Origin of the sequence: Burkholderia singularis, from assembly GCF_900176645.1 — a bacterium.
In the GTDB taxonomy this organism is placed as follows: Bacteria; Pseudomonadota; Gammaproteobacteria; order Burkholderiales; family Burkholderiaceae; genus Burkholderia; species Burkholderia singularis.
In genome coordinates this window covers 23197-44796 of sequence record NZ_FXAN01000061.1, presented here as the reverse complement: position 1 = coordinate 44796, position 21600 = coordinate 23197, and the positions used below count along the sequence as shown (strand labels likewise).

At 68.3% G+C, this 21600-nt stretch carries 17 protein-coding genes and 2 pseudogenes; 13 read left to right on the top strand and 6 right to left on the bottom strand.

Going from position 1 to position 21600, the window contains the following annotated elements:
* Positions 1-6: 6 nt before the first annotated feature.
* The 3 genes from BSIN_RS13205 to BSIN_RS13195 all read left to right on the top strand — a co-directional run bounded on the left by BSIN_RS13205 (position 7) and on the right by BSIN_RS13195 (position 2633).
* Complete coding sequence (locus BSIN_RS13205) at positions 7-744, top strand: 4Fe-4S dicluster domain-containing protein (protein WP_059519759.1); 738 nt, start codon at positions 7-9, stop codon at positions 742-744.
* 25 nt (positions 745-769) lie between these two features.
* Entirely contained in the window at positions 770-1723 is a 954-nt protein-coding gene (locus BSIN_RS13200; RefSeq protein WP_059519758.1) for a dimethyl sulfoxide reductase anchor subunit family protein, read from the top strand.
* A gap of 214 nt (positions 1724-1937) precedes the next feature.
* Positions 1938-2633, top strand: coding sequence for a hypothetical protein (locus BSIN_RS13195; protein WP_143757435.1), 696 nt, complete (start codon positions 1938-1940; stop codon positions 2631-2633).
* Between the two features lie 222 nt (positions 2634-2855).
* Here the strand turns inward: BSIN_RS13195 and BSIN_RS13190 are convergent, their stop codons facing one another.
* Complete coding sequence (locus BSIN_RS13190) at positions 2856-3656, bottom strand: AraC family transcriptional regulator (protein WP_089340843.1); 801 nt, start codon at positions 3654-3656, stop codon at positions 2856-2858.
* A gap of 89 nt (positions 3657-3745) precedes the next feature.
* Here BSIN_RS13190 and BSIN_RS13185 point away from each other — a divergent pair.
* Positions 3746-4654, top strand: a pseudogene (locus BSIN_RS13185) (DMT family transporter).
* Positions 4655-4955: 301 nt separating this feature from the next.
* On the opposite strand, the gene BSIN_RS13180 reads toward BSIN_RS13185, so the two are convergent.
* Both BSIN_RS13180 and BSIN_RS13175 read right to left on the bottom strand, forming a co-directional pair.
* On the bottom strand, positions 4956-5276 hold the full coding sequence (locus BSIN_RS13180) for a glutamine synthetase (protein ID WP_256583782.1): 321 nt from the start codon (positions 5274-5276) through the stop codon (positions 4956-4958).
* Positions 5277-5378: 102 nt separating this feature from the next.
* On the bottom strand, positions 5379-6968 hold the full coding sequence (locus tag BSIN_RS13175) for a PAS domain-containing hybrid sensor histidine kinase/response regulator (RefSeq protein WP_089340841.1): 1590 nt from the start codon (positions 6966-6968) through the stop codon (positions 5379-5381).
* A 284-nt stretch (positions 6969-7252) separates the two neighbouring features.
* Between BSIN_RS13175 and BSIN_RS13170 the strand changes: the two genes are divergently transcribed.
* The 9 genes from BSIN_RS13170 (at position 7253) to BSIN_RS13130 (ending at position 17753) form a co-directional block, all read left to right on the top strand.
* Positions 7253-7609 (top strand): chemotaxis protein, encoded by a 357-nt coding sequence (locus tag BSIN_RS13170; RefSeq protein WP_089340912.1) that lies wholly within the window; start codon positions 7253-7255, stop codon positions 7607-7609.
* Positions 7610-7934: 325 nt separating this feature from the next.
* Positions 7935-10712, top strand: a complete 2778-nt coding sequence (locus BSIN_RS13165) for an ATP-binding cassette domain-containing protein (protein ID WP_369828184.1) — start codon at positions 7935-7937, stop codon at positions 10710-10712.
* The gene (locus BSIN_RS13160; protein ID WP_369828185.1) at positions 10660-11181 is read left to right on the top strand and encodes a hypothetical protein; all 522 of its coding nucleotides are present in this window, start codon (positions 10660-10662) and stop codon (positions 11179-11181) included. Before BSIN_RS13165 ends, BSIN_RS13160 begins: the two co-directional genes overlap by 53 nt.
* A 189-nt stretch (positions 11182-11370) precedes the next feature.
* Positions 11371-12120, top strand: a complete 750-nt coding sequence (locus BSIN_RS13155; protein ID WP_089340911.1) for an SDR family oxidoreductase — start codon at positions 11371-11373, stop codon at positions 12118-12120.
* On the top strand, positions 12111-12722 hold the full coding sequence (locus BSIN_RS13150) for a D-glycero-alpha-D-manno-heptose-1,7-bisphosphate 7-phosphatase (RefSeq protein WP_089340839.1): 612 nt from the start codon (positions 12111-12113) through the stop codon (positions 12720-12722). Before BSIN_RS13155 ends, BSIN_RS13150 begins: the two co-directional genes overlap by 10 nt.
* Positions 12719-13921, top strand: coding sequence for a glycosyltransferase family 9 protein (locus BSIN_RS13145; protein ID WP_089340838.1), 1203 nt, complete (start codon positions 12719-12721; stop codon positions 13919-13921). Before BSIN_RS13150 ends, BSIN_RS13145 begins: the two co-directional genes overlap by 4 nt.
* Positions 13922-13924: 3 nt before the next feature.
* Positions 13925-15670, top strand: a complete 1746-nt coding sequence (locus BSIN_RS13140) for a carbamoyltransferase family protein (RefSeq protein ID WP_089340837.1) — start codon at positions 13925-13927, stop codon at positions 15668-15670.
* The gene (locus BSIN_RS13135; RefSeq protein ID WP_089340836.1) at positions 15667-16677 is read left to right on the top strand and encodes a glycosyltransferase family 2 protein; all 1011 of its coding nucleotides are present in this window, start codon (positions 15667-15669) and stop codon (positions 16675-16677) included. The genes BSIN_RS13140 and BSIN_RS13135 overlap by 4 nt, the downstream gene beginning before the upstream one ends.
* Positions 16674-17753 carry a glycosyltransferase family 9 protein gene (locus tag BSIN_RS13130; protein ID WP_089340835.1) on the top strand — a complete coding sequence of 360 codons (1080 nt, stop codon included), beginning with the start codon at positions 16674-16676 and terminating at the stop codon, positions 17751-17753. Before BSIN_RS13135 ends, BSIN_RS13130 begins: the two co-directional genes overlap by 4 nt.
* Positions 17754-18056: 303 nt before the next feature.
* Here BSIN_RS13130 and BSIN_RS13125 read toward each other — a convergent pair whose 3' ends face one another.
* The 3 genes and pseudogenes from BSIN_RS13125 to BSIN_RS13110 form a co-directional block, all read right to left on the bottom strand.
* Positions 18057-18986 (bottom strand): glycosyltransferase family 2 protein, encoded by a 930-nt coding sequence (locus BSIN_RS13125; RefSeq protein ID WP_089340834.1) that lies wholly within the window; start codon positions 18984-18986, stop codon positions 18057-18059.
* Between the two features lie 252 nt (positions 18987-19238).
* A complete protein-coding gene (locus tag BSIN_RS13115) occupies positions 19239-20285 on the bottom strand; it encodes a UDP-glucuronic acid decarboxylase family protein (RefSeq protein WP_089340910.1) in 1047 nt (348 codons plus the stop codon).
* Positions 20285-21578, bottom strand: a pseudogene (locus BSIN_RS13110) (glycosyltransferase family 4 protein). Before BSIN_RS13110 ends, BSIN_RS13115 begins: the two are co-directional and overlap by 1 nt.
* Positions 21579-21600: the final 22 nt, after the last annotated feature.

Here is a 21600-nt window from a genome sequence, read left to right as displayed (position 1 = left end):
CATGACATGACCCAGATGGCACTCGTAATCGATCTGAATGTCTGCGTGGGTTGCCACGCCTGCGTGACGAGTTGCAAGGAATGGAACACGTCAGGCGAGGCGGGCAGTCTCGCGGACTTCCGCCCATATGACGCCGATCCGTCCGGCACCTTCTTCAATCGCGTGCAGACTTTCGAAGCCGGTGAGTTTCCGCTCGCCGATACCATTCATTTTCCGAAGTCGTGCCTGCATTGCGAGGAGCCGCCGTGCGTGCCGGTATGTCCGACCGGCGCGAGCTACAAGCGCAAGGAAGACGGGCTGGTGCTGGTCGACTATGACCGGTGTATTGGTTGCAAGTACTGTTCGTGGGCTTGCCCTTACGGCGCGCGCGAAATCGACGAAGCGCGCAAGGAAATGACCAAGTGCACGCTGTGCGCGGACCGAATCCACAACGAGACGTTGCCGGAGCGGGATCGTAAGCCCGCGTGCGTACTGGCGTGCCCGACCTCGGCACGACTGTTTGGCGATATACACGATCCTGATTCGAACGTGTCAAAGGCGATCCGCGAACGCGGCGGCTATCAGTTGATGCCGGAATGGGGTACGCGGCCCGCGAATCACTATTTGCCGCGCCAAAAGGTGTCGTCGTGCGGCGGCGAGTCGTGCTCGTGCAAGACGTCTCCCGAGCACGATGAAATTGCATCAATCGAGGCTCAGCTCGAGCGCGGTGCGCTTCATCTCGCTTCCATCGCGACGCGGGTCTGAATCCGGACGCTCTGGGGAAAAGACAATGAATCCAGCATTTTCCGTGGTGTTTCTCACGACGTTGAGCGGCGCGGGGCAGGGGTTGTTGATCGCGCTCGTCGTAAGCCAAGCTGCGTTGCGGCTCGGCTTCGGCGATGCTGCCGCCGTGCCGCCGGCGTTCTACGTCGCCGGTGCGGCGCTGTCATGTCTGCTCGCTGCACTGGGGCTCTTTGCATCGTTCTTCCATCTGGGTCATCCCGAACGCGCGTGGCGCGCTATCGCGATGTGGCGAACATCGTGGCTGTCACGCGAATGCCTGGCGTTGCCGCTGTTTCTCGCATGCACGTTCGCTTATGGCGTAGCGCATGCCGTTTCGTCGCCTTATGCACTGGCGATCGGCATGGTTGCGGCCATGGCGAGCGCGACGTTGTTCATCTGCACGGCGATGATTTACGCATGCCTGCGTTTTCTGCAGGAGTGGGCGACGCCGCTTACGCTGATCAACTTCGCCCTGCTGGGTTGCGCATCAGGCTTCACCGTCGCGACCGCCTGCGCTGCATTGCTTGCGCCCACGCTTCTGACGCCGCTTGCGGTAGCAGCCTGCACATTGACGCTCGGCGGTTTCGCATCGCGCAGTGCATCGCTTGTGCGCAACGCGCGGCTCAAACCGAAATCGACGGTGCAGAGCGCGACTGGCATACGTGCCGCGCGGGTCGAACAGCAGTCACGCGGCTTTACGGCGGGCGCCTTCAATCTGCACGAATTCTTTCACGGCAAGACGCCTGAGACGCTAGAGCGCATCAAGTGGACATTCATCGTTGCCGCCTTTGTCGTACCGATTTTTCTAGTGGCGCTCGGCGGCAGCATTCGTTCGTTCTATGGTTCGTTTGTGCTGTTGTGCGCGGCGTCTGCGATTCAATACGCAGGGCTCGTCGCGGAGCGGTGGTTCTTCTTCGCCGAAGCAAGGCATCCTCAGAATTTGTATTATCGGCAAGCCTAACGGTTGTTCAATTGGGATGCGAGCGTGCAAGACGGAGCGCACCGAATGACTGATCAAAACCTCTGGGCCGACTCACTGCTCATCTGCTGCTTGGGCTTGTTTGGGATAACGGCCTGTGTTTGGCCGGGCGCGCTTCCGCAAGCGGCTTGTCCCACATCCCCACGCTCAACTCGGTCGCGGGTTTCGTGCGACCTCATGTGCGATCCCGAGTAAGTTGCGCACAAGCTTTTCTCGTGTCACCATTCCGGCCAAAACACCTTTCACGCTGAAGGTGAAGGCGGCTAAAGGCAGCAAGGCAAGCGGCTTGACTTATACTTGGGAGCAATTCGATTTCGGTCCGGAGCAATTCGGCAAACTGAAGGACGACGGCCAAGGCCCGATCTTCCGCTCATTCAAGCCGCATGCCCAAGCCGAGCAGACGTTCCCACACTTGGCCGCCGTGCTGGGCGACGAGCCGCTTGGCAATGGCGAAGTCTATCCCGCGACCAATCGCAAGCTCAGCTTCCGGGTGACGGTGCGAGACAACGTCGCGATGGCTCGCTCACTAGGCGTGGGGCCGAACACTGCGAGCGGCAATATGTATGTGAACGTGGTCGATACCGGCAGCTCGTTCGCCGTCACCGCGCCGAAATCTGCTGTGAAATGGGAGGCGGGTTCCGAGCAAACCGTGGCCTGGAATGTGGCGCAGACCAACGCCGCGCCGATCGCCTGCACTAACGTCAAGCTGGATTTATCGCTAGACGGAGGGTATCACTATCTGTCCGAGCCGCTGCTGGCGAGCACGCCCAATAACGGCAAAGCCAAGGTTACGTTGCCGGCGGTGGCGTCGAACAAGGCGCGCATCCGGGTAAGTTGCACTGACAACGTGTTCTTCGCCGTGACGCCCGCGAATTTCACGATCTTGAAATAAGGGGCTGCCAACCTTGGTTGACGGGGGCCGCCGAAGCCTCGGCATAGCCCCCTGCACGGGATGCGCGTGCATCACTTGCAGCAGCCGATCCGGCGAACACGCCGGACACGGTGCCGTGGACCTGTCTCGTGCATGGCCAGGTGAGCGCAATCACCCGCACACGATGGCGCCGGCGCTTGCGCGCATGGTCCTCATCGCGGGAACGATGCTCCGACAGCGCCGCTATGCATAAAACGCCGATGGCGGCACACCGAAATGCCGCTTGAACATCGCGGAGAACGCGCTCTGGCTGCTATAGCCATGATCCATCGCGACGGTCAGCACCTTCTCGCCATGCGCAAGGCGCTTGAGGGCGAGCAGCAGCCGCGCCTGCTCGCGCCAGCGGCGGAAGTTGAGTCCGGTCTCGCGCTGGAACGCGCGATGGAGCGTGCGCACCGACAGGCCCAGCAGGCCGGCCCACTCGGCAATCGTGCGCGGGTCGTCCGGTGCGGCGACGAGCGTCTCGCAGATCGTCCGCAGGCGCGCGTCGTGCGGCCACGGCAGATACAGCGGCAGCAGCGGCGCGGCCGTCACCTCGGCAAGCAGCAGATGCGCCAGGTGATCGTGGCGCGAGCCTGGCCTGTAGTCGAGCGGCATATCGACTGCGGCTAGGATCAGCTCGCGCAGCAGCGGATGCACTTCCACCACGCAACTGCGCGTGGGCAGGCACTCGATCGCGCCTGGCTCGACGAACACGGTGCGCATCTGAACGTTGCCGCTCATCTGCACTGTATGGTCGAGGCCGGCTTCGAGCCATACGCCGCGCGTGGGCGGCACGATCCACGACGCACCTTCGGACTGCACGTGCATCACGCCCTCGATCGCGTAGAGCAATTGCGCGCGGCGATGGCGATGCGGCGCGATCGACGTGCCGTGGGCGTACACAGCCGCCATTGCCGACACGGGCATCGGTGTCGATTCGTAGCGCAGGTGGGCGAAGGACGGCGTGGACTCGATTGTCCGATTGGCGACAAGTCGTGACATGTTGGCGTGAGACAGGCAGTTGGGCGGGCTGGCACGATGGCGTTCCGCTGCACGTCAAGCCCCGTCACTATCTTAATCCGTCAAACGCGATGAACAAGTCTCCTTTTCTGTTTCCCTTTTGCGCGATCGCGCTGTGGGCTGGCAACGTCGTCGTATCGAAGCTGTCCGCGTCGACGATCGACCCGTCTGCGATCACGTTCTATCGGCTGCTGCTCGCGGTCGCATTGATGAGCGTCTTCACGCTGTGCCCCGCGTGATGCAATCGCGCGGCGCTCGTCGCGCGTCTGCCGAAGCTCGCGACACTCGGCTTTCTCGCGATGGCGCTGTTCCAGAGCCTGTCCTACGAGGCCGCGAAAACGACGAGTGCGACCAACATGGCGATCATCACCGCGCTCGTGCCATTGATGACGATGGCGCTCAGCTCGCTGCTGCTGGGCGATGCGCTGGGCGCGGGGATGGTGGGCGGCGGCATGCTGTCGCTCGCGGGCGTCGTCTACCTGATCGCCGAAGGGCATCCGATAGCGATCGCCGCGCGCGGCGTGCATGCCGGCGATCTGCTGATGCTGGCCGCGTCGGCCGCTTATGCGCTCTATGGCGTGCTGCTCAAACGCTGGCGTATCGGTCAGTTGCCGGCTTGGCAGTCGACTTATGTGCAGGCGCTTGCCGCACTCGTGTTCATGGCGCCGATGCTGATCCGGCTGCCCGCGCACGCCGCGTGGCCGACGCGCGCGAGCGTACCGCTGATTCTGTACGCCGGCGTGCTGGCATCGGTGGCGCTGCCGTATCTGTGGATGCAGGGGGTGCGGCTGCTCGGTCCGAGCCGCTGCGCGATGTTCATGAACCTGCTGCCCGTGATAACGGCCGGCGGCGCGATCGTGCTGCTCGGCGAATCGCTGCGGCTTTATCACTTGATCGGCGGCGGCGTCGCGCTCGCCGGTGTGGCAATCGCGCAGCGTTTCCCGTTCCATGCAGGCGCATCGCAACGTGTGCGGCAGTGAGCGCCAATCCCGGCGTGCAAGCGCTGATTGCCGTGTTGCCGAACGCGCGTGCCGCCGCCCAGGTGCTCGTTTGCCAATTTCGCCAAGCGCACGGTGAACGCTTCGTTCATGCGGCTCGCGCTTCGCATCGTGTGGCGGCGCGCTGTGAGAATGCCCAGCAAGCCGGCGCGCCGACGCTCGCAGATGCCAATCTTCTTCGGGATCGCCCTCGTTTGTCTTGCTTGACTCGATTCCGGCGGCCCCTGTTCGCCAGCGGCAGGGTATGTTTTTCGTCAGCTGCGGGATGGGGCGCCGGCGGCGCTCAGCTTCGCTCGAAGCCCCTGGTCAATTCCCAGTCCGTGATGCGGCGATCGTATTCGAGTTGTTCCCGTTGCGCGGCATGCACGTAATGATTGACCACCTCGTCGCCTAATGCTTCGCGCAACCACGTCGAATTGGCGCTGATATCGATGGCGTCCCGCAATGTCTTCGGAATGTCGGGCAGGGCATCGTCGTGGTACGCGTCGCCGACGAACGTGATGAATTTTGGGTGAAATTTAAATAAAAGGAATGCATCTCGGAATTTTTTGATCGACAGATAAGATAAATTGCGGCGATGACGCGCCCTGCATTCCGGATGCACAAATGCATTGAAAAGGCCGGTGGAAACGTGGAGCAGGGCGGCCCGTGCCTACGCAATCTGCACGGCGATGAGCCGCGATCTGCCGCGCGATGGCCGCAGCGATTACGGCGTGCCGCCGGCCTCGCGCTCGACACGCTGTAGCAGCGCATCGAGCACCGCCATCTCGACGGGCTTCACGAGGTGATCGTCGAAGCCTTCGTTCGCGGTGCGCGCAAGGTCGGCCGCTCGGGCGTGGCCGGACAGCGCGACGCAGATCATGCCGGCCAATGCGTCGATCGCGCGCAGTTCGCGCAGCAGCGTATAGCCGTCGACGTCCGGCATCGACAGATCGATCAGCATCAGGTGCGGGACGGTGTCGCGCGCGAGCGCCAGCGCGTCGTGCGCGTTGTACGCGACGCGCGGCGCGTGTCCCTTTACTTGCAACAGCACGGCGAGCGTGTCGGCCGAGTCGCGGTTGTCATCCACCACGACGATGCGCAGCGGGCCGGCGGCCGGTTGCCGCGGCGGGCGCGGCGCGGGCGTATCGGCGGGGGCGGTGCGCGGCTCGCGCTCGGCCGGCAGCCGGATGGTGAACGTCGAGCCGAGGCCGGGGCCGCCGCTTTCGGCGGAAATCATTCCGCCGTGCAGCTCGACGAACGACCGGCAGATCGCGAGGCCGAGCCCGAAGCCGTCTGACGGGCGCCGGCCCGGCGCGCCTTCCTGTTCGAACAGATCGAAGATCGATTCGAGCGCGCCGGGTGCGATGCCCACGCCAGGATCGGTCACGCGGATCGCGACGACGGGCCCTTCGATATGCGCGTCGACGTCGATGCGCGCGCCGTGCGGCGAGAATTTCGACGCGTTGTCGAGCAGGTTGTGCAGCACCTGCACGAGTCGCGCGGCGTCGCCGCGCAACAGCACCGGATCGGGCGGCAGATCGATGCGAATGTGCTGCCCGCGCGCGGCGAGCTTCGGCTGGATGCTTTCCACGCCGCGGCACACGATGTCGCGCACCGTCACCGGCTCGCGGTCGAGTTCGACCTTGCCGGCGGTGATGCGCCCGACGTCGAGCAGATCGTCGACGAGCCGTGTGAGCTGCCCGACCTGGCGGTGCACGGCGTCGCGGCACTGCGCGAGCGCGGGTGCGGGATCGGGCAGGCTTTGCAGCACGCCGACCGAATGCCTCAGCGGCGCGAGATGATTGCGTAGTTCGTGCGCGAGCATCGCGATGAACACGCTCAGCCGGTGCGTGGAGGCTTCCAATTCCGCGAGGCGTTTGCGCTCGGTCATGTCGCGCGTGATCTTGATGAAGCCGGCCAGTTGGCCCGTGGGACCGCGCACGGCGGTAATCGTCACGCTGGCCCAGAACAGCGAGCCGTCCTTGCGCACGCGCCAGCCTTCGTCCTCGAAGCGGCCGTGGGCGATCGCCTGCTGGAGCCCGAACGCGGGCCGCCCGGATGCGACGGCCTCCGGCGGGTAGAACCGGGAAAAATGGTTGCCGATGATCTCGGCCGCGCGGTAGCCCTTGATACGTTGCGCGCCCGCGTTCCACGTGGCGACGTTGCCATGCGGATCGAGCATGAAGACCGCGTAGTCGCTGATCGCCTCGACGACGGTCTCGAAGCGGAACTCGGCGAAACGGTGCAGCAGGTCGCGCGCATCGGCCGGGCCGAGCGGCGCATGAGGATCGGTAAGCGTGTGGTCTTTCGTCATCGAAACGGTTGAATGCGGGCGGGAGACGCCCGGCTGGCCGCGCACGGCGGCCGGCGGGGTATTCAAAATGGAATTGGCACCTTCGAAAGCATAAGGAACTCAATTCCGCCGATCAACGGCTGCGCATCACCTGTGCCGCACGGCGCGCGACGGGGCACATCCGCTGTCGCGCAACCGGCGGACGGCGGCGGGGTATGCGGCTTGCTTCGTGCTCCGGCGGGCAGGCCGCGCACACCGCGCACGAATGCGCCGGCTGCGGCCCGCCGCCAGATGAGGAGATTGCGATGAACAGCACCCTGAACCCCGACAACGAACCGGCCGACCCCGACGACGACAACGCGCGGCGCGGCCGCGACGGACGCGCGCTGGGGCCGAGCGACTCGTCCGACAGCGGCAGCGACACGGCCGGCGCGCGGCGTCATGCGTTCGACGTCGATTCGCCGTTCGACGGCCATCCGCTCGAGCGCGGCGACGCGTCGCTCGATACCGATACGGATCGCGCGGGCACCGGCGAGCGCGCATCGGCGGACGGCGACGCGACGTTCGACGACGGCGCGGATATCGCGCCGGATCGCACCGAACGGCTGAGCGAGCCCGGCTCGCCGAAGAAACCCGGGACGCCGGGCACTGGCCGCGTATAGCGGTGGTGTGGCGTCACCGGGCTGACGTTGCCGCAAAAACTGCAATGGCGTTGCAGATAGGTAGGCACGGCGAAGGCATGCGTCGCGACAGGCGCCGGGCGGGCGGCGCAGGATGGCCTGCGCGGGCCGCGCCCGGCTACGGCGGCGCCGATGGCGGCGCGCGATTTGCAACGCCGAGCCTGAGGCGCGCGCCAACGTGGCCGGGGGCTGCACGGCCCAGGCGCGGTTCACGCGGGCGCGTTTCAAGGAGGGACACGATGCCACGACGATCTGCCGGGCGGCCCGGCGGTCCGCACGATTCGTCAGAAGGGCCCGAATGGCGCGCGTGACAGCCGGCACGGACGGCACGCCGCCCGCGCCGCGCGGCAGCCGGGGCCAGCCCGCCGGACGCGGCCTGCGGCTGCGCATCGCGGCCGAGCTATGGCGCGCGATCTGGCATTACCGCATGCGCGTGCTGGCGGCGATCGCGCTGCTCGTGCTCGCGAAGGCGGCCGCCGTCGCGGTGCCGCTGCTGCTGAAGGATATCGTCGACGGGTTCGGCCGCGCGGCCGGCCAGCAGGTCACGCTGCCCGTGCTGTTGTTGTTCGCGTATGCGCTCGTGCGCTTTGCCGGGAACGCGCTGAACGAAGTGCGCGACATGACGTTCGTGCAGGTGACGCAGCACACGGTCGCCGCGTTTACCGTCCGCACGTTCGGGCACCTGCACCGGCTTGGCGCGCGCTTTCATTCGCAGCGCGAGACCGGCGCGGTCGTGCGCGATCTCGAGAAGGGCACGGCCGGCATCGGCTACCTGCTCGGCGTTGCGGTGTTTACGGTCGTGCCGACCGCGATCGAGATCGGCTCGGTGCTGGTGATCGTGATCGGCAAGTACGGCGGCGGCTTCACCGGCATCATCTTCGCGACGTTCGGCGTGTACGCCGCGTATACGATCGTGTTTACGCGGCGGCGCATGCGCTATCAGCGCCGCGTGAATGCGCTCGAGGCCGAATTGAACACGCGCGTGGTCGACAGCCTGCTCAACGTCGATACGGTGAAATATTTCGCGCGCGAGGACGTCGAGCGCGGCCGCCTCGAGCGCGTGCTCGACGCATGGCGCGAGGCGGGCGTCGACAACCAGTACGCGTTGTCGGCGCTGCATATCGGACAGAGCGCGTGCATCGGCGCGGGCATCGCGGCGGTGATGCTGCTCGCCGGCCAGCATGTCGCTCGCGGCACGATGACGCTTGGCGATCTCGTGCTGATCAACGCCTACGTCATCCAGATCAGCTTGCCGCTGAATGCGCTCGGCTTCGTGTTTCGCGAGGCGAACGACGCGATGACCAACATCGAGCGGCTGTTCGGGCTGCTCGACGCGCGCGGCAAGCCGGGCGAGGACGGCGACGCGCCGGGCGCGCAGCCGCTCGTCGTGCGCGGCGGCGCGATCGAGTTCGAACACGTGGACTTCGGCTATGAGCCGAGCCGGCAGATTTTGTGGGACGTGTCGTTTCGCATCGAGCCGGGGCAGTCGGTCGCGGTGGTCGGCGGCAGCGGCTCGGGGAAATCGACGCTCGCGCGGCTGCTGTTCCGGCTCTACCAGCCCGATGCGGGCACGATCCGCATCGACGGCCAGGATCTGCGGCGCGTCACCGCGCGCAGCCTGCGCGACGCGCTCGGCATCGTGCCGCAGGACACGATCCTGTTCAACGACACGCTGGCTTACAACATCGGATACGGCAAGCGCGACGCGACGCGCGCCGAAGTGATCGCGGCCGCGCGCGGCGCGCAGCTCGACGCGTTCATCGAGCGGCTGCCCGATGCCTACGATACGCGCGTCGGCGAACGCGGCGTGCGGCTGTCGGGAGGCGAGCGGCAGCGCGTCGCGATCGCGCGCGCGCTGCTGAAGGCGCCGCCGATCGTCGTGTTCGACGAAGCGACGTCGGCGCTCGACACGCGCGCGGAGCGCGCGATCCAGCAAGAGCTGATGCGCGTCGCGCGGCATCGCACGAGCCTCATCATCGCGCATCGGCTGTCGACGATCGTCGATGCGGACCGGATTCTCGTGATGGAGCACGGCAGGCTCGTCGAGCAGGGCACGCACGACGCGCTTCTCGCGAGCGGCGGCGTGTATGCGCAGATGTGGGCGCTGCAGGCGAAGCAGCGCGAGCTGGAGCGCACCGAGGCAAAGTTCGCGCGGCAGCCGGTGCGGATCAATCCGCTCGTCGCGCAGGTGCTCGACAGCCTGGCCGATGCGGCCGCCCAGCGCGGCGTGCCGGTGTTTCGCCACCTGTCCGACGAGGATCTCGCCGTGAAGGCCGATCCGGCCGGGCTGCGCCGTTTCGTTTGGGAGTTGTGCCGCGGCGGGATTGACGTGAGCAGCGGCGGGCAGATCGAAGTCCACACCGCGCGGCACGACCCCGACGCGCGGATCACGATCGTGCTGGCGGGCGTCGATGCGCCGGAGCTGCCGCTGGTCGATCTCGAACGGCTGCAAGGCGCGATCGACGACGCGGGCGGCTACGTCGTGCGCGAACGTGACGATACGGGCGTGACACTGCATCTGTCGTTGCCGATGTGCACCGTGGCGCCGGCTTCGCTGGAGTCGGAGCCCGCCGCCCAGGACGCGAAACCGCTCGGCGGCTTGCGCATCGCGTGTGTCGACGATCACGACGACGCGCGCGAAGCGCTCACCGCGCTATTGCAGAGCGCCGGCGCGCACGTGCGCGCGTTCCCGTCCGGGCAGGCGCTGCTCGACGAGCTGCGGCACACGCGCCGCGCGCACTGGCCGGCGCTGCTCGTGTGCGACATCGATTTCGGCGGCGAAGAAGAGGACGGCTACACCGTGCTGCGCCGCGTGCGCCAACTCGACGCCGATCGCCCCCGCGAAGGCCGCGCGCCGTTGGAAGCGCTTGCGCTGTCCGGCCATGCGCGCGATAGCGACCGCACCCGAGCAGTCGAAGCGGGTTTTCACGCTTATCTGACCAAGCCCGCGGTAGCGGCCGATCTGATCGCGGCGCTGCGCGCGCTCGCGTTTTCCTCCGGAGCCATCCATGCCGAATCTTCCGAACCCGACGATGCCCAACGTGCCGAACGCGGCGAAGCTGCCGAACGCCGATCGACGCGGTAGCGCATTCGCCGATCGCCAGGCGGCGGTCGCGGCCGTCGAACTGTTGCTGCCGACGCTGTCGGCCGCGTTGCAGAGCGATTTCGTCGGCGACAGCGGCTGTCTGCACATCGTGATCATGGACCCCGCGCTTGGGCCGCGCGACGCGTCGTTCGAGGACGCAATCCTGTATGAATTCTCGCTGCCCGACCCGAAGGACTGGGACGCCGATTACCGCGCCTACGCGCGCGCGAAGGCGCGGCTGTCGTGGGAAACCGGCCGCGACGGCCACGTCGTGCAAGCGCTCGAGCCGTACCGGCTGCGCGCCGGCGACACGAACCTGTGGGGCGCGGTCGCGCAGCACGGGATCGTGGTCGGTGTATCGGGCGCGCAGCCTTGGTTCGACGAGGCGTTCGCCGGCTGCCTCGCGCATTGCCTGCGCGCGCTCGCCAAGCACCGCGCGCAGGCCACGCCGGACGGGCTTGCGATCTGAGCGCGAGCGGCGGCGCCGTTTTTACAGCCGATTATAGAAATGCCAGCGCTCGCGCGCGGCGGGCCCTCGGCGGCCCGAGGCCGTATGGCCCCACGCGCACGGGCACGTTTTTCGCTGCACCTGGTACACGAACACTTGTCGGGACAAGTGTTCGCGCCACGATTCTTTGGACGCTGACAGGAGGTGCATGTGAACGCGACTCACGATCCAGCCCGCACGCCGCTCGCCGGCCGCACCGCGCTCGTGACGGGCGGCGGCCGCGGCCTTGGCGAGGCCATCTGCGAGGATCTCGCGCAGCACGGCGCGCACGTGGTCGTTGCCGATTTGGATGGCGCGAGCGCAGCCGCGCTCGCGCAACGTCTCGAGCGGCACGGCGGCCGGGCGCTCGGACGGCCACTCGACGTGCGCGACGAGGTGTCGGTATCGCAGCTCGTGAGCGAAGCGCGCGAAGCGCTCGGCAGCCTCGACGTGATCGTCAACAACGCGGCGATCGACGTGACCGCGCCGATCGACGGCATCGGCACCGACGCGTGGCGGCAGGTGATGATGACGAACCTGTTCGGCCCGTACCTGATGTGCCACGCGGCTGTGCCAATCATGAAGGCGCGCGGCGGCGGCCACATCGTCAATATCGCGTCGACTGCATCGAAGCGCGCATGGCCGAATGCATCCGCGTATCACGCGACGAAGTGGGGGTTGCTGGGGCTGTCGCATGCGCTGCACGCGGAGTTGCGCCCGGCCGGCGTGTGCGTGTCGGCAATCGTCGCGGGCGGGATGCGCACGCCGTTCCTGCTCGAGCGCTTCCCGGACATCGACGAGGACACGCTGCAGCCGCCGCAGCACGTCGCGGCGGCCGTGCGCTTCGTGCTGACGCAGTCGCCGGGCACCGTCGTGCCCGAACTGATGGTGCTGCCGGTGAAGGAGACGTCATGGCCGTGATCCGCGAAGGCCGGTGCTCCGGCGCGGTGCTGCTCGACAAGGACGGCACGCTGCTCGAGAACGTGCCGTACAACGTCGATCCCGCGCGCATGCGCGTCGCGCCGGGCGCGGCGCGCGCGCTGCGCACGCTTGGCGCGACCGGCATGCCGCTTGCGGTGGTGTCGAACCAGCCGGGCGTCGCGCTCGGCCGCTTTACCGAAAATGAGCTTGGCGCGGTCCGCCAGCGTTTGGCCGAATTGTTCGAAGCAAACGGTGCGACGCTGGCGGATTTTTTTTACTGTCCGCATCATCCGGCGGGCAGCGTGCCGCGCTATACGTGCGATTGTATGTGCCGCAAGCCGCGCCCCGGCATGCTGCGCCGCGCGCTCGCGACACTCGGCGCGCGCGCCGAATGGAGTTGGATGATCGGCGACATCCTCGACGACGTCGAAGCCGGCCGTGCCGCGCACTGCAACACGATACTCGTCGACTGCGGCAATGAAACCGAATGGCGGCTCGACGCCGGGCGCACGCCCCATTACGTGGCCTGCCGTCTCGATCTCGCGGCCGATATCGTCGTGCGCGAGGCCGCGCGCCGCCAAGGTTCGTGGAGGCGGCAATGAGCGCCGCGTGGGAGCGTGCGCGGCGCATTCTGTGCGTGCGGCTCGACAATCTCGGCGACGTGCTGATGACGACGCCCGCGATGCGCGCGCTGAAGGAAAGCGGCGCCGGACGCGCGCTCACGCTGCTGACCTCGCGCACCGGCGCCGCGCTCGCGGATCATTTGCCGATGGTCGACGACGTCTGGACATACGATGCGCCGTGGGTCAAGCATCAGAATGCGTGCGGCGATCCGGCCGCCGATCGCGGCATGATCGACAAGCTGCAGGCGGGCCGTTTCGACGCGGCCGTGATCTTCACCGTATACAGTCAGAGCCCGCTGCCGGCCGCGATGATGTGCTGGCTCGCGGGCATTCCGCTGCGGCTCGCGCATTGCCGCGAGAATCCGTATCAACTGTTGAGCGACCGCGTGCCGGAGACCGAGCCGCACGCGCGGGTGCGCCACGAGGTCGCGCGCCAGCTCGCACTGGTGCGCTCGGTCGGCGCGAATACGTCCGACTGGCGGATGACGTTCGAGCCCGGCGACGCGGCGCGGCGCGCGCTGCACGCGCGCCTGCGTGGGGCATTGCAGCGTGCGGGAAGCCCAGGCCGCCCGGACCCGGCGCGCGCGCGCTGGCTGGTCGTGCATCCGGGCGCGAGCGCGGCGTCGCGGCGCTGGCCGGCCGAACGCTTCGGCGACGCGGCCGCACGTCTCGCATCGCGGTTCGACGGCATTGCCGTGACGGGCAGCGTCAGCGAGCGTGCGCTGGTGGACACGGTATGCGAGCGCGTGGGGCCGCGCGCGCTGCCGCTCGCTGGCGTGCTGTCGCTCGGCGAACTGGGCGTGCTGATCGAGACGGCCGAGCTGCTGCTGTCGAACAACAGCGGCCCCGTCCATCTCGCGGCCGCGCTCGGCACGCCGGTCGTCGATCTCTATGCGCTGACCAACCCGCAGCATACGCCGTGGCGCGTGCCGCATCGCGCGCTGAATGCCGACGTGCCGTGCCGCAATTGCTATCGCAGCGTGTGCAACCAGCCGGGCCATCCGTGCCTGCTCGGCGTGAGCGTGGACGACGTCGTCCACGCCATGCATGCGCTGCTGGGCGGCCGCGCGCATCATGCGCAACGTGCGGCCGCGCGGGCCGCGGCGCACGGCGGCGAGCCGCTCGCGGCAAGCGCGTCGAGCAAGCCGGCCTTTACGCCCGTCATCACGAGGAGCTGACGCATGCCCGAACCGATCCATACGCTCGGCATCAATGCCGCGTTCCACGACAGCGCCGCGTGCGTCGTGCGCGACGGCATCGTGATCGCGGCGGCCGAGGACGAACGCTTCACGCACGTCAAGCACGCGAAACGGCCGGTGCCGTTCTCGACGTGGGAATTGCCGTATCACGCGATCGACTATTGCCTTGCCGAAGCGGGCATCGCGCTCGCGGACGTCGACCACGTCGCGTATTCGTATGATCCGTGGCTCGAACTCGGCCGTCACCGCGACGAGCCCGCGCTGACGCTGCCGCTCGCGCCGTCCGCGCATGCGCCGCGCGCGGACGGCGCGTCGCCGTGGCATCCGCTGTTCGTTGCATCGATCGTGAATGCGCCGCGCCAGCTTGCGGGCGGCGCGCCGCACCATCTGCAGCGCCGCTTTCGCGGCGTCACGCACGACGGGCCGTTCCGCTGGCATTTCGTCGAGCATCATCTCGCGCACGAGGCAAGCGCGTTTCTCGCGGCGCCGTTCGAGCGTTGCGCGGTGATGACGATGGACGGGCGCGGCGAACGCGCGACGACGAGCTACGGCGTGTTCGACGGCCGTTCGTACCGGCGGCTCGGCCAGGTCAATCTGCCGCATTCGCTCGGTCTGCTGTACGAGCGCGTGACGCGCTACCTCGGCTTTCTGCATTCGTCCGACGAGTACAAGGTGATGGCGCTCGCGTCGTATGGCAAGCCGGTGTTCGCCGACGACATGCGCAAGCTGGTCCGCTATCGCGGCGAAGGGCGCTACGAAATCGTCGACGGCGATCTGAGCGCGCTGTTCGGCGCGCCGCGCGAACGCGGCGGCCCGGTCGAGCCGCGTCATTGCGACATCGCGCACGCGCTGCAACTCGTGCTCGAGGAGACGGCGCTGCAGGCGGCCGGCTGGCTGGCCGAGCAAAGCGGCGAGCAGCGGCTCGCGATGGCGGGCGGCGTCGCGCTGAATTGTGTGATGAACGCGAAGATCCGCGATCGCGGCCCGTTCGACGACGTATGGGTGCAACCGGCGGCGGGCGACGCGGGCACCGCGCTCGGCGCGGCGCTGTGGACCGACTTCCAGGTCCGCGGCGCGCGCGGCGGCTGGCGGATGGATCACGCGTATCTGGGGCCGTCGTACAGCGACGATGCGATCGAGGCGTTTCTGAACGAAGCGCAGCTGCCGTACCGGCGGCTCGACGACGTCGCCGCGCAAACGGCGGCGCTGCTCGCGGCGAACCGCGTGATCGGCTGGTTCCAGGGCCGCATGGAGTTCGGGCCGCGCGCGCTCGGCGCGCGCTCGATCCTCGCATCGCCGACCGATCCGGACATGCAGCGCAAGCTCAACAGGATCAAGGATCGCGAGGACTTCCGGCCGGTCGCGCCGGTCGTGCTCGAAAGCCGCGCGCATCACTGGTTTGTCGGCGGCCGGCGCACGCCGCTGCGCGCGCCGTTCATGCTGTTCGTGTATGACGTCGCGCCGGGCGCCGAAGCGGCGATTCCGGCGGTGCGCCATATCGACGGCACCGCACGCGTGCAGACGGTGAACGAAAACCAGCATCCGCTGCTGCACGCGCTGCTGTCCGAGTTCGACGCGCTGACCGGCGTGCCGGTGCTCGTCAATACGTCGTTCAACACGCGCGGCGAGCCGATCGTCTGTTCGCCGCGCGATGCGCTCGAATGCTTCTGGACGTCGCCGCTCGATGCGCTCGTGATCGGTTCGTTTCTGCTGGAGAAACCGAGATGAATATGCGCGACACGCAATGGCCGCCGAGGGTGTCGGTGGTCGTGCCGACCTATCGGCGGCCCGATCTGCTCGCGCGCTGCCTCAGCGCGCTGTGCGCGCAGGCGTTCGATCCCGCGGCGTATGAGATCGTCGTCGTCGACGACGATCGTGCCGGCAGCGCGAGAGCCGTGGTCGATGCCTGTCGCGCCCATTGCGCGCGCGCGGCCGGCGCGCCGGCGATCCGCTACCTGAGCGCGCCCGCTACGCGGGGGCCGGCCGGTGCGCGCAACGTCGGCTGGCGCAGTGCGCGCGGCGCGCTGATCGCCTTCACCGACGACGACACGATCCCCGATCCGGCCTGGCTTGAGCACGGCACGGCGGCGCTCGCGGCCGAACCGGCCGCGGCGGCTGCGGCCGGGCGCATCGACGTGCCGTTGCGCGCGCGTCCGACCGACTATGAACGCGACGCGGCGGGCCTCGCGCACGCGGAGTTCGCCACCGCGAACTGCTTCGTGCGGCGCGCGGCGCTCGAGCGCGTCGGCGGCTTCGACGAGCGCTTCACGCGCGCGTGGCGCGAGGATGCCGACCTGATGTTCGCGCTGCGCGAGTATGCCGGGCCGATCGTCGAGGCCGGCAATGCGCGGATCGTGCATCCGGTGCGCGCCGCCCGCTGGGGAGCGAGCATCGGCCAGCAGTCGAAGGTCTATTTCGACGCGCTGCTGTACAAGAAGCATCGCGTGACCTATCGGCGCCACATTCGGCCGGCGCCGCCATGGCATTACTACGCGGCGGTGCTCGCCGCGCTTGGCGCGATCGTATGTTTCACGTCCGCATGGCACTTGCCGGGCTTCGCATGCGCGGCCGTCTGGGCGGCGATCACGGCCGCGTTCTGCGTGACGCGCCTGCGCGGCACGCGGCTTACGCCGTCGCATATCGCCGAGATGATCGTCACGTCGATCGCGATTCCGCCGGTGTCGCTGTACTGGCGCGCGCGCGGCGCGCTCCATTTCCGGGTCCTGTTCCTATGACAATCGATTCCGTCTCGTCCTCATCCGGACCGCTGCGCATCGCGGTGTTCCGCGCGCTGCAACTCGGCGACATGCTGTGCGCGGTGCCCGCGTTGCGCGCGCTGCGGCGCGGCGAGCCGGATGCGCGCATCACGCTGATCGGGCTGCCGTGGGCGCGCGAATTCGTTTCGCGTTTTTCCGGCTACATCGACCACTTCATCACGTTTCCCGGTGCGCCGGGCCTCGCCGAGCAGCCCGAAGCCGACGCGGCCGCGCGCGAGGCGTTCGTCGCCGAGTGCCGCGCGCGCAACTTCGATCTCGCGATCCAGCTGCACGGCAGCGGCGCGCAGACCAACGCGATCGTCGCGTCGCTCGGCGCGGCGCGCACGGCCGGTTTCGTGCCGTCCGGCGGCGGCACGGCCGCGCTCGATTGCACGCTGCCGTGGCGCGACGGCGAGCCCGAGGTCACGCGCTATCTGACGTTGATGCGCAAGCTCGGTTATCCGGACTGGGGCGATTACCTCGAATTCCCGCTCGGCGGCCTCGACTATGCGTTGTGGCACGTGCTCTGCGACGAGCACGCGCTCGATCCGGGCCGCTACGTGATCGTCCATCCGGGCGCGCGGATGGCGTCGCGACGCTGGCCGCTGGAACGCTTCGCGAGCGTCGCCCGGCAGCTTGCGGATGACGGCTGGCAGATCGTGCTGACCGGCACGCGCGCCGAACTCGCGCTGGCCGACGCGCTGGCCGAGCGTCTCGGAAGGCCGTGCGTGAACCTGTGCGCTCGCACGCCGCTCGGCGCGCTCGCCGCGCTGATCGGCCGCGCGCGGCTGCTGCTGTGCAACGACACGGGCGTATCGCACGTCGCGGCGGCGCTCGGCACGCCGAGCATCGTCGTCGCATGCGGCAGCGACACGGGCCGCTGGGCGCCGCTCGACGCCGAACGCCATCGCGTGCTCGCGAACTATCCGGCCTGCCGGCCGTGCATGTTCGACGCGTGCCCATATGGGCACGAGTGCGCGACGGCGATCGGCGTCGACGACGTGATGCAACGGGCGGGCGAGCTGCTCGCGCAGCACGGAAGTCACGTCACGTAAGCGGCTGCGCATGCTTGCGTGATGCGCCGATGCGTATCGGGGCAACGCGCTGAATGGCCTCCGGCCGCCGATTCGCCCGCTGTTCGCGTGCCGCCGCCACCGGCGGCGGAGCAGCGGCGGATACTCGGCATGCACGCAATGCGGCGACGTGAATGCACAGGCGGCCGAAGGGCTCAGACAGCCGGTCTGAAGGTTGCCGGCAACTGGTTTGCACGACGGGTGCGACCGAACCGGGAACCTCGCGCGAAGAGCCGATGTTTGATACGCCATACGCCGTGCGCGACGCTGCCGCGCCGGCCGCATTTAGGCGTGCGGTGGCGTGTGTGCGCGGCGTCGCACGTCGTCGTCGAGCCGGCGGCGCATGCGCTCGACATGAGGCGGAATCACGTGCCGCTCGCGCAAAATCCACGGCAGCCCGGCAAGCGCATCGGCGACGCCGTGCTCGCGCCATAGATGCGGCAGCATGCGCGCCGTATGCGCAAGCGCGGCACCGGCCGGCCATCTGAGCCACGCGGTCCACAGCGCGTTGCGGGCGGACACGCTCGCGCGCGTGCGCATGTCGCGCTGCGCCGACGGGTAATGATGAACGGTCAGATGCGGCGCATACACCAGCCACGCGCCCGTGCGGCACAGGTCGAGCGCGAGCAGCGCTTCCTCGCCGCCGAGAAAATAGCGGGGGTGGTAGCCGCCCGCGTTCACGAACGCATCGCGCCGGAATGCGCTCGCGCCGGCCAGCAGTCCCAGAATCGGGCGGCCAGGCAGCGCGATGCTCGCATCGAGCGGACTGTCGGCCATCAGCCGGCAGGTGGGATCTTCTCGGCGCTCCGGGCCGACCAGCACGCGTGCGGTGACGGCCGAGACCTGCGGATACGCATCGAGCAGGTTCGCGGCTTCGGTCAGCGAGCCGGGCGCCCACCAGGTGTCGTCGTCGCAGAACGCAATGTGACGCGTGCGCGCGAGTGCCGCGCCGAGATTGCGTCCAGCCGCCCCGAGATTGGCTGGCGCATGCACCAGCACCACATGCGGAAAGCGGCTGCGCACGAGTGCGGCGGTGCCGTGGTCCGATGCGTTGTCGACCACGACGATCGCCGGGCGATCGGGCAGCTCGGCAAGCCGCGATAGCGTGCGCGCGAGTTCCGCCGTGCGCCGGTAAGTCAGCACGATCGCGGTCATGCGCGGCTCGCCGGGCGGCAGCGCGACGCGCGCGGGCGTTACGCGGATGTGCCTGTGCATTCGAGCCGCCAGTCTGTTCCGGGTTGATCCCGATGAGGGGAGGAGATGAGCCGGCGTGTCGAATCGGTCATGTCGTGAAGGTCCTTTCGATGGGCGGGCGAACCGGCAATGCCAGCAGCGCACCGCCTGCCGGCATTGCCGGTTCGCGTTGCGTGCCGGCCGGCCCGCGCCGCGCGTGCGGCATGAGCGCGCGCCGATGACCGGCCTCTCGTTCCGCCGGCGCACCGGGGCGCATACTGCGCGGCCGTCGCGTCATGTCGCCGCCTTCGTCCGGTTCGGCGCGCCGATTTGCGCGAGCATGTGCGATGCGATCTGCGTGCTGCGCACCAGATCGCCCGGCGCATGATGCTGCGCCTGCCGATGGATGAAATAGCGCGCGGTATGCGCGAGGCCGCTGGCGAGCGGCGTCGACGCGCGCCAGCCGAGGCGCCGGCGCGCGGCTTCGAGATCGGGCCGGCGCTGACGCGGATCGTCGCTCGGCAGCGGCCGGAACTCGATGGCGACCGCCGCGCCGACGATTCGCACCACTTCGCGCGCGACGTCGATCATCGCGATTTCGTCGTCGCTGCCGAGATTCACCGGCTCGCACGCATCGCCCGGCTCGTCCATCAGCCGGATCAGCGCGTCGACCATGTCGTCGACATAGCAGAACGAGCGCGTCTGCTTGCCGTCGCCGTACACGGTCAGCGGCTCGCCGACGAGCGCCTGCGTGATGAAGTTCGATACGACGCGGCCGTCGGCCGGATGCATGCGCGGCCCATACGTATTGAAAATCCGTGCAATCCGCACATCGACGCCGTACTGGCGGTGATAGTCCATGAACAGCGTTTCCGCGCAGCGCTTGCCTTCGTCGTAGCAGGCGCGCACGCCGATCGGGTTCACTCGCCCGCAGTAGCGCTCGTCCTGCGGATGAACGTCCGGGTTGCCGTATACCTCGCTCGTCGACGCCTGCAGGATGCGCGCGTTCACGCGCTTGGCCAGGCCGAGCAGATTGATCGCGCCGTGCACGCTGGTCTTGGTCGTCTGCACCGGGTTGCGCTGGTAGTGCAGCGGCGACGCGGGGCACGCGAGGTTGTAAATCTCGTCGACCTCGACGTACATCGGAAACGTCACGTCGTGCCGCATCAGCTCGAAATTCGGCGCATCGAGCAAATGCGCGATGTTGTCCTTCGTGCCCGTGTAGAAATTGTCGGCGCACAGCACGTCGTGGCCGGAACTCACGAGGCGCTCGCACAGATGCGAACCCAGAAACCCGGCGCCGCCGGTGACGAGCACTCGTTTGCGATCGTAGCCCCTCATCATGCATTCTCCTTGCGGTGGGCGAGCACGTCATGCGTGAGCGCGACAGGCGTGCGCCGTCCCGTGCCGGCCGCGGCGCCGCCGCGCTGCGGGTGCGCGACGTCGCGATAAATGGCGACGAGGCGATCGGCGACGCCGCGCCACGTGTAGAAGCGGTGCGCGCGCAGGTAGCCCGCGCGGCCGAGCGCTTCGCACAGCCCAGGCTGCGCGCGCAGTTGCACGAGCCGGCGGCACCAGGTAGCCGGTCACGCCGTGGTCGACCGTCGTGCGGATGCCGCCGACGTCGCTGCCGATCACCGCCGTCGCGCACGCCATCGCCTCGACCGGCGTGATGCCGAACGGCTCGTACCACGGCGTGGTCACGAACACGTCGGCCGCGCTGTAGTACAGATGCAGCACGTCGCGCTCGCGCCGGCCGACGAAGCTCACGCGATCCGCGACGCCCGCCTCGCCAGCGCGCGCGGCGAGCCGCGCGAGTTCCGGATCGCGTGACGGCTCGGGCGTGGCCTGGCTGCCGCCGACGATATAGAGCCGCGCCGGCCGCCGCGGCTCGCGCGGCATCCGCGCGAGCGCGTCGATCACGTTGTCGATTCCCTTGCGCGGCACGAGGCGGCCGAGCTGCAGCACGATGAACGCATCCTGGGGCCAGCCGAGCCGCGCACGCGCGCCGGCGCGCGGCACCGGCCGGAATTCGCGCGCGTCGAACCCGCACGGCACGATGTCGATGCGCGCGGCGTCGGCCCGGTAGTGCGTCGTCAGATCGAGCGCGTCCTGCGGGCATTCGGCGATCAGCCGGTCGCAGCGGCGCGCGAGCGTGTCCTCGATCGCGAAGCGTTCGTCCGGAAAGCCGTCGGCCGCGCCCTGGTGCAGCCGGCGCACGCGGCCGAGCGCATGGAACGTCATGACGAGCGGAATGCCCACGCGTTTCTTCACCCGCAGCCCGGCCTCGCCGGACATGAAGAAATTCGCGTGCATCACGTCGACCGGATCGGGCTCGCGCCGCATCCGCGCGATCATGTAGTCCGCGAATGCGCCCATATACGGCAGCAGCCGTTCCTTCGGCACATCGGCGGGCGGGCCGGCCGGAACGTGGATCACGCGCATGCGCGGGCCGATCTGCACGACTTCGGGCAGGTGCGCGTTGTCGCAACGCGTGTAGACGTCGACGTCGAGGCCGCGCTCGGCCAACTGCTTCGCGACGTTCGCGACATAGATGTTCTGGCCGCCTGCGTCGACGCCGCCGATCACCCCCAGCGGCGACGCATGTTCACTGATCAACGCGATTCTTTGCATGGTGTCGCTCCCGATGTCGGGG